The organism is Nodosilinea sp. LEGE 07088 (assembly GCF_015207395.1).
In the GTDB taxonomy this organism is placed as follows: domain Bacteria; phylum Cyanobacteriota; class Cyanobacteriia; order Phormidesmidales; family Phormidesmidaceae; genus Nodosilinea.
Genome location: NZ_JADEWX010000175.1, coordinates 1 through 12,102, shown reverse-complemented (window position 1 = coordinate 12,102; position 12,102 = coordinate 1). Strand labels below are relative to the sequence as shown.

General features: G+C 58.2%; 10 protein-coding genes. 6 read left to right on the top strand and 4 right to left on the bottom strand.

What is annotated here, in order from left to right; all coding sequences use genetic code 11:
- On the bottom strand, window positions 1-2,676 hold a 2,676-nt coding region (locus tag IQ254_RS25610), incomplete at its 3' end, for a hypothetical protein (protein WP_193968987.1).
- 304 nt (window positions 2,677-2,980) lie between these two features.
- Here IQ254_RS25610 and IQ254_RS25605 point away from each other — a divergent pair.
- Genes IQ254_RS25605 through cobT form a run of 3 tightly spaced genes read left to right on the top strand, consistent with a single transcriptional unit; the run spans window position 2,981 to window position 5,604 of the window.
- Entirely contained in the window at window positions 2,981-3,685 is a 705-nt protein-coding gene (locus IQ254_RS25605) for a Crp/Fnr family transcriptional regulator (RefSeq protein ID WP_193968986.1), read from the top strand.
- A gap of 6 nt (window positions 3,686-3,691) precedes the next feature.
- Window positions 3,692-4,477, top strand: coding sequence for a DUF2232 domain-containing protein (locus tag IQ254_RS25600; protein ID WP_193968985.1), 786 nt, complete (start codon window positions 3,692-3,694; stop codon window positions 4,475-4,477).
- On the top strand, window positions 4,450-5,604 hold the full coding sequence (gene cobT / locus IQ254_RS25595) for a nicotinate mononucleotide-dependent phosphoribosyltransferase CobT (RefSeq protein WP_228041090.1): 1,155 nt from the start codon (window positions 4,450-4,452) through the stop codon (window positions 5,602-5,604). The genes IQ254_RS25600 and cobT overlap by 28 nt, the downstream gene beginning before the upstream one ends.
- Here cobT and IQ254_RS25590 read toward each other — a convergent pair.
- Window positions 5,572-5,742 (bottom strand): hypothetical protein, encoded by a 171-nt coding sequence (locus IQ254_RS25590; RefSeq protein WP_193968984.1) that lies wholly within the window; start codon window positions 5,740-5,742, stop codon window positions 5,572-5,574. The genes cobT and IQ254_RS25590 overlap by 33 nt on opposite strands.
- Before the next feature lie 377 nt (window positions 5,743-6,119).
- On the opposite strand from IQ254_RS25590, the gene IQ254_RS25585 reads away from it, so the two are divergent.
- On the top strand, window positions 6,120-8,411 hold the full coding sequence (locus tag IQ254_RS25585) for a SulP family inorganic anion transporter (RefSeq protein ID WP_193968983.1): 2,292 nt from the start codon (window positions 6,120-6,122) through the stop codon (window positions 8,409-8,411).
- Between the two features lie 95 nt (window positions 8,412-8,506).
- Window positions 8,507-10,438 carry a SulP family inorganic anion transporter gene (locus IQ254_RS25580; protein WP_193968982.1) on the top strand — a complete coding sequence of 644 codons (1,932 nt, stop codon included), beginning with the start codon at window positions 8,507-8,509 and terminating at the stop codon, window positions 10,436-10,438.
- A gap of 252 nt (window positions 10,439-10,690) precedes the next feature.
- Here IQ254_RS25580 and IQ254_RS25575 read toward each other — a convergent pair whose 3' ends face one another.
- Together IQ254_RS25575 and IQ254_RS25570 are read right to left on the bottom strand one after the other, a co-directional pair.
- Window positions 10,691-10,876 carry a hypothetical protein gene (locus IQ254_RS25575; RefSeq protein WP_193968981.1) on the bottom strand — a complete coding sequence of 62 codons (186 nt, stop codon included), beginning with the start codon at window positions 10,874-10,876 and terminating at the stop codon, window positions 10,691-10,693.
- A 155-nt stretch (window positions 10,877-11,031) separates the two neighbouring features.
- Window positions 11,032-11,439 carry a Spy/CpxP family protein refolding chaperone gene (locus IQ254_RS25570; RefSeq protein ID WP_193968980.1) on the bottom strand — a complete coding sequence of 136 codons (408 nt, stop codon included), beginning with the start codon at window positions 11,437-11,439 and terminating at the stop codon, window positions 11,032-11,034.
- A 135-nt stretch (window positions 11,440-11,574) separates the two neighbouring features.
- On the opposite strand from IQ254_RS25570, the gene IQ254_RS25565 reads away from it, so the two are divergent.
- On the top strand, window positions 11,575-11,781 hold the full coding sequence (locus IQ254_RS25565; RefSeq protein ID WP_193968979.1) for a hypothetical protein: 207 nt from the start codon (window positions 11,575-11,577) through the stop codon (window positions 11,779-11,781).
- Window positions 11,782-12,102: the final 321 nt, after the last annotated feature.

Here is a 12,102-nt window from a genome sequence, read left to right as displayed (position 1 = left end):
CGGGGAGATGTGTATGAGGGATGGGGTTGATGGGGATGGGGTCGGGGGTGGGTCAATGGCTGCGAATAGATCGGTGGTGTCTGCGATCGCACCCGGGGCTGCATCTTCTAAAAAATTGGCCTGGCCAAGATCGGCTGCTGACGGTATGTCTGCGTCAGCAGCGTCGTCACCCAAGAGGTCTACCCCCGCCGCCGCCGAGGCAGACGTATCGTCGTCACCAAAGCGATCCATCTCCAAGGAGGCCGAGCTCAAGGCATCTGGAAAGGATTCATCCGATTCGTCAATATCAAATAGATCGACGCTAGCCTGGGGGTCGGCAGGCTCTAATTCATCGAATAGATCCAGGTTTAGATCCAGGTTTAGATCCAGGTTGGCAGGCTCAGCGGTAGTAGATGCTGGCTGAAATAGCGGTTCATCGCCCCCCTCCAGACTAAGCGAAGAGGGTGCGACAGTACCGGTGCTATCTGCGATCGAGGCTCGACTGTCAAAGAGGTCAAGGGTAGACAGATCGGGGCTTGGGTCTGCGGCAGGTATCGACGGCTCGCCAAATAGGTCAAGGGCGGTTGCTTCAGCCGTAGAGTCGGGCGGGTCGTTGCTACCCAATAGATCTAAGGCAGATAGGTCTTCATCTGCTACAGGTTGAACGGAGTCGCCCAACCCATCCCAATCGGACGCCTCTTCTGCCGTTGAATCCGGTGGGCTTGGCGGGGAGGATAGTGACTCAAATAAACTAAGGTCTAAATTAAGGTCAGATAGATCCGCAGAGGCAGGAAACGATGCCCCCTGGGGCTCTGCTGAACGACTCGTATCGGGGGTAGGTGTGTTGGCCCGACCGGACTGTGAAGAGGAGAACAGGCCGATTTCGGCTGCGGTCAAGGGCAGTCCAGTCTCTGCGGTCTCAGTTTCCAGATTATTCAAGTCTTGCTGTAGCTGGTTGACCATAGTGTCATCAGCCGCGAGATCGTAGGTACTGGCAGGAGGCAAAGGATCTTGGGCCAACAGATCTTCGTCGGGAGAGGCCGCCATAAACTCGCCAAACATATCGTTGGCATCACCCGTAGCGGTGGCTAAATCACCCATTGCGCCGGCCTCGGGAGGTAACAGATCGTCAAACGACTCGATGGTGGTGGGAATATCGGCTTCATGAGTAGCATCATCCAGCTGAGCCGTCATCCCAGCTCCAAATAATCCATCCAGGTCATCGTCAGCGGCAGGGCTAGACTCGGTCGTAGGCGGATCAGGGGTCTGCTGGGTCAGCAGGGCGAGATCTTCAGGCATAGGGCTGGTGGCCGGTGGCGCTGGTACAGCGGGCTCATCTAGGGCAGATGTGGCGATGGTGGGCGGTTCGATATCAGCTGCCAAAAAAGAGTCTACCGAATCGTCGGCAGCGTCTACGGCGGCAGCCTCTGCACCGGGGGTAGCCAGAAGACCGCTATAGCCAAACAAACTTTGATAGAGATCGTCTAGGGCCGAGCCTTGATCGACTGCGGCCGTGGCCTCGGTGTTGAGATTCATCCCGGTGGTCTCAGGCAGCGACACTGCGGGTGAGGGGTCGGGGTCGGCAGCGTCTAAGCTATTGAGTAGCTGTAAATCTAGCCGAGCGGCGGCGGCGATTTCGGCAGCATTAAGCTCGTCATCGGAGAGGTCATTGAGCTGGAGGTCAATGATTTCGTCTTCAATCTGGATCAGGGTAATGTCGTCATCGTCTAAGTCGATGCCGAGATCGAGGGCTTCTAAGGCAAGGTCAGTCGCCAAGTCTGAACCCAGCCCGCTCGCTTCATCTGCTGTCAGGCTTTGCTCGGTGCTGGCTTCTAGGCTAGAGCGATCTGAACGGGGCTGTGGCAGCCCTCGTCGCTCGCTTGACTCTAGGTAAGCCAGAGTTTCTTGGTTGATCTGTTGTCCCAGGTGATTGACCAGAGCACTAAACATGAGCTCGCCCTGTTGCCCCAGGGTGTGCATCTGATTGAGCCCTTGGTTAAGAGAATTTTGGTAGCTGTAAATGCTCTGTTGCAGACCATCAAACACCGATCGCAGCGACTGATCGAGCCCCAGCATGACCTGGTCGGCTTGGGACTGAAGCTGTTTAAGGAATTCGAGCCGCTGGGTCGGGGTCAGGCCGGGCGGCTCGGCTGCAGTTGTATCTGCAGTCCCCTGGAGCAGGCCATAGGCGTTAGCGGTAGCTGATTCGAGGCGCTGCACCGACTGGCTGACCTGGGCGCTGAGATTGCCCTCAATCTGTTGAGCCATCTGCTGTAGAGCTGCCTCCCAACTGGGGGGTAGTTGATGCAGGGTAGCGCCCTGGTCAAGCTGTCTACGCTGCTGCTGAAGCTGCTGCACCTCCTGCAGCAGGAGTTCTCGCTGCTGTCTCAGGGTGGCGACCTCATTGCGCAGCGGATCGAGAATTTGCATTGTCTGACTGCGCAGGTACTGCATTTCTTGCAGCAGCGCTCTGAGCACCTGGCTTGAGGCCGTGGCCGTGGGATCGTCGGGCAATCCGCTAGGCGCAGACGATTGGTTATAGGTGGCACCCTGAACCTCTGCCAAGCAAGCTCGAGCCCGAGCTAATAGCTGGCGCTGATTAGCGTCATTCGACATCACCCAGGGCAGCCGTGGTGAGGCTTCCCCTAAGATTGAGTCAATCTCAGCTACCAGAGCTTCCAGTTCATCCTGCTGCACGGCTACCCCTTTGTTTACCTTTCCCCTGCGATTGCCAAAGTGTATGTCAGGCCGGTTTAAAAATCATCACGGTTAAGCATGAAATGGGCCTCCTAGAGGTTTCAGCCTACCCCTCCTATGGGCTGTTGGGATCACCGGAGGTGCGATCGCGTCTGGGGTGAACTTGAGAGGGTGGTATAGTGCTAAAACCTTGAACACTTATAGATTGGTGGTACCGCATTCTACCTTTGCCCTGGGATAGGATGGACTGGGGCTATTTTAATATCGCTAACTTAAACAAAAAAATTAATAATTGGAGTGATTAATGGATGCTCGCTACAACCCTCGGGATGCTGACGCTGATCTGAAGCTGATTCGCTCGGCCCTACTATTCCAAGACCTGCCAGAAGAGGCTGTAGCCAATGCCACCGGCCAGATGGTGTCGCGTCGTCATCCTGCCAATCAGGTAATTTTGCTCGAAAACGACTGGGGCTCTTCGGTCTATTTCATCCTGGATGGCTGGGTTAAGATTCGCACCTATAATCTCGACGGGAAAGAGGTCACGCTAAACATTTTGGGTAAAGGCGAGCTGTTTGGCGAAATGGCTCCTCTGGAGGAGGTGCCTCGCTCCACCGACGTCATCACTCTAGTCCCTACGGTCATTGGCAGTATGCCCGCCAACGACTTTGTCAAGTTGCTCAACTCTGAACCGCTGGCGGGGATTCGCCTGTCCCAGCTGATGGCCCGGCGGCTGCGGCAAGTCAACCGACGGTTGCGGCTGCGGGAGTCTGACAGTACCTCACGGGTAGCCGATATTATTCTCTTTTTGGCCGATGGCCAGGGTCAGCCCAGTGCCAGTGGTGTCGAAATTCCAAACCTGCCCCACCGAGAATTGAGCAGCCTCAGTGGTCTAGCCCGGGAGACGGTAACTCGGGTACTGAGTAAGCTAGAGAGAAAAGGGCTGATTGTGCGGGAAAAAGACTTGATGAGTATTCCCGATATCAATGCCCTAGAACGTCTGCTGGTTTAGTCATTCATGAGTCAACCTTCTGACCCGGCTCCTGGGGCCAAATTTGTGCCCCCGGTTGAGTCTACCGCGAGCGATTTTGATGAGCTAGAGACCTACCTCGATTACCGTTCTCCCGAGGCTGAGACCAACGCACCAGATTGGTCTCATCGCCTCAAGTCAGGGCCGCTAGCGATGGTGGAAACAGCCTTCTTGGCCAGCACCGCCGCCTTAATCTGGCTGGTAAATACCTACTTCCCGCCGGGGCCAATCTTGCGGCTGCTGTTTCCGTTGCCCACGGCTCTGGTCTACTTGAGATGGGGGCCCAGGGCCGCCTGGATGTCGGCTCTGGTGTCGGGGTTGCTGCTATCGGTGCTGATGGGGCCACCGCGCAGTCTGCTGTTTCTCATTCCCTACGCGCTGCTGGGAGTGCAACTGGGCTTCTTTTGGGCACGTCGAGCCAACTGGTACGTGTCGATCGCCGTGGGCTCGCTGCTGGGTACGGCCGGGTTTTTCTTTCGGCTGTGGCTGTCGTCGCTGCTGGTGGGAGAAGATCTGTGGGTCTATTTGACCAGTCAGGTTACCCAGATGCTGAACTGGGGGTTAGAGCGTCTGGTGGGCCTAGGCCTGTTGGATGTGGGGGTGCTGGGCCAGGCCAATTTAGAGGCGGTGCAGCTTTTAGCCCTGGTGTCGGTGCTGGCCAGCAATGTGGTGTATCTGTTTACGGTGCACCTGGCAGCCTGGCTGCTGCTGGGACGTCTGGGAGCCACCATGCCCGCACCGCCAGGATGGGTGCAGGATTTGCTGAAGGACTAGGGACGGGTGGATGGATGGGGATAGGCAATCCGCTCATTGAGGTTTATACCTGGCCACAGCGAGGAGACGCATGGTTGCAGCGAGTGCGGGGGCTGCGGCCAAGGCTGGTGCTGACCCTGGGGTTTACAGAGACGGGGTTAGTGCCGGGGATTTCGGCGGCGGGGGCGACGCCGGGCGATCGCGCCTTCACTGCCCTGGCCGATGCTGAGTTCATGGTCAACGGTCTGACCCCAAGGCCCAAGTATCCCCTGCCGCCGCTCCAGGCTGGGGCTTCGCCAGCGTTGATTGCTAAAGCCGTGATCGCTGCCCAGGGCATTCCCCTGGTGGTGCTCAATGCTGGGCTACCGCTACCACCCCCCGTTCTCCATATCGACCTGGAGGGAAAGCCCGCCCAGTGCCTGAGCACTGGGGCAGCTTTATCGCTAGAGGTGGTGCATCACCTCTGGCGGCAGGGGTTAGCCCAGGGAAAATTGCTGGGAGCTGAAAGCGACTACCTGCTGCTGGCGGAGTGCGTAGTGGGGGGCACCACGACAGCTTTAGGACTTTTGACCGGGCTGGGGGTCGATGCGGCGGAACGAGTGAACAGTAGCCATCCCACCTGTAACCACAATCAAAAACAGAACTTAGTCGCCCAAGGCTTATCTCTCGCTGGATTACCGGCGAGGCCACACCCTCTGGCGGTGGTGGCGGCGGTGGGCGACCCGATGCAGCCGGTGGTAGCCGGGCTGGCTCTGGCGGCGAGCCGCACCCGGCCTGTGCTGCTGGCGGGGGGCACGCAAATGCTGGCGGTCTATGCGCTGATGAGGGCGATCGCCCAGGCCGAAAACTACCCCTGGAACCCTGACAACGTGGTGGTTGGCACCACTCGCTGGGTGGTGGTGGATGCTACCGGCGATACGGTGGGGTTGGCGAAGCTGACCGATGCCTGTTTGATGGCCACGCAGCTGAATTTTGGGAATTCGCGGTTTGAGGCGCTGCGGGCCTACGAGCAGGGGTTTGTGAAGGAGGGAGTGGGGGCGGGGGGCTGTGCGATCGCCGCCTCGTTGTACCAAAACTGGGGCCAGGCGGAGCTGCTGGCTGCGATCGAAGCCTTGCTAGAGCAAAAAGCCCAGATTGAAAGGCGCTAGTGCTCCCCTTTTCTCCAGATCTTCTCGCTCTTGAGTGGTCGAGCCGTAAGCTTTGATTTTTAGGTCAAGGTCTTCGGTAAGGGCCGGGGTCATGCGATCGAGCAGCCGATTCAGCACTTCGTGGAGGTCGGAGGGCATGATAATTTCAAGGGTGCAGTGAAATGAGGAGAATGTCCCTTAAGTGCTAGCTCATCGGGGTGCCTATCTCCATGGATTATTAGGATGGCGGTGCTTGGGTGGAATGATTCAGCATACCCATTTCACCGCCCGACGCTAATTAGAATAGACGGCATTCCCAATCAATTCTTGGGTTCTCCACCAGCAGTGGCTTGCTTGGGCTCATACTGGCGGCGATCGCAGGTTTAGCCACCTGAGCCCAAAGTGTTTGCATAGTTACATTCTTGCGATCACCTTGTGGGGTAGTGAATAGATAGGCCTTGCTGGCTGTAGGTTCAATTTTCGCCCTTTTTCGACAGCGGCGACCAGCATGCTGCCTCTCGTCCCCTACCCCCGCCATGCTGCAATCTTTCCTTAACCGCTCTTCATCGACGCTGGTGCTGCAGCGATTGCAGGAAGGATTGCAGCCCCAGGTTTTGCTGTCGAGCCTGGCGGCGGGGTTGGTGACCGGCATTATTGGGGTAATTCGAGCGATTTCCTACGCTAGCCTGATTTTTTCGGGGGCGCTGGCCACGCATCTGCCTACGGGACTGGGCATGACCGTCGTCAGCACCGGCATTACTATTCTGGTGGTGGCGCTGACCAGCACCCTGCCCGGCATTATTGCCACCCCCTTAGCCGCCCCGACCACCATTCTGGCGATCATGGCCGCCGCGATCGCCAGCGAACTCGCCGATGCCCCACCGGCAGACGTGCTCTCGACAGTAATGGTGGCGATCGCCCTCAGCGCCATGCTCACCGGGGCTCTGCTGCTGGCCCTGGGGCTGCTGCGCCAGGGGGAACGGATTCGGTTTGTGCCCTACCCGGTGATTGGCGGCTTCATGGCCGGGACGGGCTGGCTGTTGACCAAGGGGTTTTTTCAGGTCTCCACCGATACTCCGCTGACCTGGGCGACCCTGCCCGAGCTCGGGCAGCCCACGATGCTGGCCCGCTGGCTGCCGGGGCTGGGATTTGCGATCGCCCTGCTGCTGGCCACCCGCCTGTGGAAACAGTTTTGGGTGATGCCGCTGACGCTGTTGGTCTGTGCGGCCAGTTTTTTCGCGGTTTTAAGCCTGGCCAATGTTCCCCTAGAGCAGGCCAGGGCGGCGGGTTGGCTGCTGGGGCCATTCCCCGAGAGTCGGCAGCTGTGGCAGCCCCTGACCCCGGCCATGCTGCCCCAGATTCACTGGGTCGCCATTGCCCACCAGACGGGCAGCTTGCTGACGGTGATGTTTGTCAGTTTGCTCTCGCTGTTGCTCAGCAACAGCAGTATCGAACTGGTGGTGGGGCGCGACCTCAACCTCAGTCAAGAGATGAAGGCGGTGGGCTGGGCCAACCTGGCCTCGGGGCTGGGCGGCGGCATGGCGGGCAACCAGGCGCTGCCCAGTACTCTGTTAGTCCACGATATTGGGGCGAGCTATCGCCTTACCGGGCTGATGGCGATCCTCCCGGCGGCGGCGGTACTGGCCCTGGGGTCGTCGTTTTTGTCCTACCTGCCCAAGGCGCTGCTGGGCAGTTTACTGCTGTACCTGGGCCTGTCGCTGCTGTGGCAGTGGCTGTATCAGGCCTACTTTAAGCTGCCCCTAGGCGACTACCTGACGGTGTGGGTCACCCTGATTTTGATCGATGCGGTGGGTTTTTTGCAGGGCATCGCGGTGGGCTTTGTGATCACCGTGGTGCTGTTTATGGTGAACTACAGCCAGGTAGATGTGGCCAAGCAGGTGTTTTCGGGCACCACCAGCCACAGCAATGTGGAGCGCAGCCCGGCTGAGGAAGCCCTGCTGGCCCAAAAAGGCAGCCAAATCTATGCCCTGGAGCTGCAGGGGTTTTTATTCTTTGGCACGGCCAACTATCTGCTGAATAAAGTGCGCGATCGCACCCTAGCCCCCACCCAGACCCCCCAAAACACTGCCGCAGATCGCCCTACCGAACCCCTGCGCTACGTCGTCATCGACTTTCGCCAGGTGAGCGGCCTCGATTCGTCGGCGGTGCTGACCTTCAACAAAATCCTTAAACTGGCCAACAAGTACGACTTTACTCTGGTACTCACTAACCTCTTGCCCGAGTTTGCAGAAGCCTTAGAACGAGGCCAGGGACTGGATCTAGGCCGTCAACGCTGCCAGGTGTTTCCCGATCTAGACCGGGGCTTAGAGTGGTGCGAAGGCCTGATTTTAGGGCAGATCCTCTGCCAGCTTACCCAGCCTGACGACAGCGCTCCGGCTCTGGTCAACCACCTCACCCACTCGTTTTTGACTGCCAACCAGGCGCAGCAATTTATGCCCTACCTAGCCCCCCACGATCTCCCAGCGGGCTACTCCATCTTTGAACCCGGGGAGCAGCGCCCCGAGCTGTACTTTATCGAGTCGGGCCAGGTCAGCGTGCTGCTGGAGCTAGACGATGGCCGCACCAAACGACTGCAAACCTGCTCGGCGGGCCATATTCTGGGAGAAATGCGCTTTTTTGATAAAACACCCCTCTCCAGCTCGGTGGTCACCGATACCCCCAGCCGGGTCTATTCGCTTTCCAGAGAGACATTCAACCGGATGCAGCAGGAGGCTCCTGATCTGGTGCAGGCGCTGCAAAAACACATTGTCGAAATTCTCTGCGAGAGCCTAATTCGTCGGGGCGAGCAGTTACGTATTATGCAGTAATCTCTCCTGTACCAGCCACGACTTATATACACCTTTGTTTTTCGCCAAATTCCGATCATGATCCCCCCAGATGTGCCCTACCCCAGTCCCTGCCGATGATGCTCAAGTTTCTACCGGGTTCCCTGAAGGAGTCGCCAGCGTATCAAGCCCTGGAGGCTGAGCTGCACCCCGATCGGCTGGTGCCCAGCCTGATCGCCGGGGGCATCACCGGCATGATTGGCGTGATTCGAGCGATTTCCTACGCGGCGCTGATTTTCTCTGGTTCACTGGCCAGCCAGCTGAATGTGGGGGTGGGCATGGCGGTGTGCAGCTCGGCGCTGATCAGCGTAGTGGTGGCCCTGACCAGCACTCTGCCAGGGATGATCGCCACGCCCCTGGCGGCCCCGACGGTGGTGTTGACGGTGTTGGCGGCAGGCATCGCCCAGCAACTCGGGCCAGCAGCCGATGCCCAGTCTCTCGTTCTGACGGTGGTAGCCGCGATCGCCCTGGGGTCGCTGCTCACCGGGCTGGTGCTGTGGGTACTCGGCCAACTGCGCTGGGGCCGGGCCATGGAGTTTTTGCCCTACCCGGTGGTGGGGGGCTTTATGGCCGGTACGGGCCTGCTGCTGGTGCGAGGAGCGTTTAAGGTGATGACCGGCAAAGACCTGACTCTGGGCCAGATTGCCTGGTTTTGCCAGGGGGCTCAATGCCCGCGCTGGCTGGCGGGGTTAGCGATCGCGGCGGTGCTGCTGTGGGCCACCAAACGCCTGCACCACTACCTGGTGATGCCGGGGGTGCTGGCCCTGGCGACGCTGATTTTCTATGGCACGGTTTGGGGCTCCCACCAGCCGATCGCGGTGGTCAGAGAGCAGGGCTGGCTGCTGGGGCCGTTTCCCCAGGGCAGCCTGTGGCATCCTCTGACGACGGGCAGTTTGGCCCAGGTGCAGTGGGGGGCGATCGCTCAAGCGAGCCCGATTTTGGGGCTGCTGGTGTTTGTCAGTTTGCTGTCGCTGGTGCTAACCAACAGCAGCATCGAGCTGGCGGTGGAAAAAGACCTGGATTTAAACCAAGAGCTAAAGGCGATCGGGTTGGCCAACCTGGTGGCGGGTTTGGGCAGCACCATGGCCGGCAATCAGGCCCTGCCCAGCACGCTGCTGGTACATCGCCTGGGGGCAGCGAACCGCCTGGCCGGGGTATTTAAAGCGCTGCCCTGCCTGCTGGTGCTGGTACTGGGGCCGACATTTCTGAGCTATTTCCCGAAGCCGATCTTGGGCAGTTTGCTGTTGTTTTTGGGGCTCGATCTGCTGGGGCAGTGGCTCTATGGGGCCTGGTTCAGGTTGCCCTGGGTAGACTATGCGATCATTTGGGCGACCCTGGTTGTGATCAATACCTCGGGCTTCATTTCAGGGATTGGGCTGGGGTTTGCCCTGGCGACGGCGCAGTTTTTGATGCAGTGTGGCCGTCTAGATGCTGTGGATGCAGGGGAAAGCCCCGATAATCCAGCGCTCGAGGCCGATGGCGAAGCCGAGAAGGAAGCGGGCCGGGCCGGGGCCATCAGCCGTATTGACACAGCGCGATTGCAGAGTATTCTGTTTTTTGGCAATGCCAAGGGGCTGTGTCAGGGATTGTGCGATCGCATCCTGCACCGCGATCCAGACCACCCCCCCCTGCAATATCTGATTCTCGACTGCCGACAGGTCATAGCTATGGACTCCTCAGCTGCCATGAGCCTGGGCAAGGTGGCAAAACTGGCCCAAAAGCACAACTGCACTCTGGTATTTTGTCACTTGACTGAACCCGATCAATGGCTCTTGTACAAAACTCAGACCCTGGCCCTGGCGGGCAAAAATGTCTTGTCAAACTACTCTGAGGCCGTTAGCTGGTGCGAGGCCCAATGGCAAACCGCCTCAACGCCCGAGGCCCTAGACACCGCAGGGGAGCAAACCGTGATTGAACCGCCCTTGGCCGAGGGAACTGATCATTGGGGCGATGCTCCGCTGGCGCGGCACGGCCAACACGAAGCCAGGGTAGATATCACCTTAGGTTAGGGAGCCCATAGGACTGGGCTGTGGCAGTGGGAGAATAGGGTTGTATGGATCGCCCATAGCGCATTGTCTAATCAACCTAACTCTTCGCTAGATTGGTAACGGTTGCTGATGAAATTGTTTAGGTTTCTGTCATTGTGGTTACCATGCCGTCTGGGTTTAGCCCTCAAGACTATCTTGCGATCGCGGATCTGTGCCGAGGGATTGATCTAACTGCTTCCTAGACAACGTTTTTTGGTGCTCACGTGGTTTAATTTATGCACCGTATAGCTCAGTTTCCTCGAGGCCAAAGATCCCTTGAACCTCGGCTAGCGATCGCTCCCATAAATTCTCGGGTTGCCAGACATCGGGGTCAAACTGAGCGGCGCGACCCCGACGATAGGCTGCAAACAGGCGCGATCGAGGCGATCGAATAGCCAGTTCAGCAGTTGCAAAAAGCATTCTGCTCTCTGGGCCTGAATCATGTCTAGGGAAGGAGGCACATGCATGGAACTTCTGCGTAATTGAATGGCAACGTGGTGTCTTCAGCAAAGCGAGCACCATGAGAAAGCGAGGATTGAGCCGTGGAGAAGACCCAATCTTCAGCCGCAGTAAACCTAACGGCGGTTTTGACGACGTTCTTGCATGAGCGATCGCAGTTCCGCCTGCTGGGCTGCGGTGAGCACACCGCTGAGTTCCCCACGAGAATCTTGCATGGCTGCCCGAATCTCAGCTTTTTGGTCATCAGTCAGGTTATCGATGGCCGTCGCTGCGGCTCGAAAATCTTGTGATTCCCGGTAAACCTCCTGAAATTGCGATTGTTGTGCGTCGGTGAGGATGGTATCTAAATCGCTGCGCAAATCCTGAAAAATGTTCTGCACCTGTTCCTGTTGTTCGTCGGTCAGGTCGAGAGCCTCAAGGATGGGAAAGCTCTGGGCACTAGCAGAGGCGATGGCGAATGGAGCCGCCATGACAGTGGCGGTAGCGGCGAGGCCAAGGAGTCCGAGGTGAAAGAAGCGTTTCATTGTCATATATCCCATTGAGCAGTGAACCGAAACGATTCCAATCTACCCAACGGCGATGCCCGTTCATTGGCCAAGAAGTCACGATCGCACCCATGACTTTGGTCATGCGCTATCCAGGCTGCCGTAGGGCCCGGGATGAAGCTGCTGTGGCCCGTGAGCGATCGCTACTACGGTTCTCCGCTGCGCATCTTTCCTGCGGTTCACTACGATCTCGGGCTGTTTAGCCTAGGGCATGTTCGCTTCATCGACTTTGAGCTGCTGTACAGCGTGCTGATATTGACACCGTTGTGGCGGCGAGAAAACCTAGCCCCCGACAGGAAGAAAAAGTCAGACAAAACCTGAGGTCTGCCGCCCCTTGCCCGCAGACTGTTGGAAGTCAGTTCAGGCCAGATGGGGCGGCGCTGTCATTCTCACCTCGCGAGAATCCACTGGCCTATAGCGGTTCTCGAATGGATTCCCATTCTCACGGGAATGACGGCCCAGAGCTGTCTCAGCGGAAATGCCCTAAGAGACTGATCAGAATTTTGTGTAAGCGATCTAGAATCCCAATAACTCAGGAGACCGCATCATGGTACGCAAGAAGAAAGAACCAAACCGCATCGATGACATGCTGGATGATCTCTTGGCGGACTGCCAGGGGCCCGAGGATATTCTGGGGGAGTC

Coding starts and splice junctions, on each gene's coding strand:
- IQ254_RS25565 (WP_193968979.1), top strand. CDS start 11,575: ATGAAGCTGCTGTGGCCCGTGAGCGATCGCTACTACGGTTCTCCGCTG.
- IQ254_RS25605 (WP_193968986.1), top strand. CDS start 2,981: ATGGATGCTCGCTACAACCCTCGGGATGCTGACGCTGATCTGAAGCTG.
- IQ254_RS25570 (WP_193968980.1), bottom strand. CDS start 11,439: ATGAAACGCTTCTTTCACCTCGGACTCCTTGGCCTCGCCGCTACCGCC.
- cobT (WP_228041090.1), top strand. CDS start 4,450: ATGGGTGCAGGATTTGCTGAAGGACTAGGGACGGGTGGATGGATGGGG.
- IQ254_RS25585 (WP_193968983.1), top strand. CDS start 6,120: ATGCTGCAATCTTTCCTTAACCGCTCTTCATCGACGCTGGTGCTGCAG.
- IQ254_RS25590 (WP_193968984.1), bottom strand. CDS start 5,742: ATGCCCTCCGACCTCCACGAAGTGCTGAATCGGCTGCTCGATCGCATG.
- IQ254_RS25580 (WP_193968982.1), top strand. CDS start 8,507: ATGATGCTCAAGTTTCTACCGGGTTCCCTGAAGGAGTCGCCAGCGTAT.
- IQ254_RS25575 (WP_193968981.1), bottom strand. CDS start 10,876: ATGCTTTTTGCAACTGCTGAACTGGCTATTCGATCGCCTCGATCGCGC.
- IQ254_RS25600 (WP_193968985.1), top strand. CDS start 3,692: ATGAGTCAACCTTCTGACCCGGCTCCTGGGGCCAAATTTGTGCCCCCG.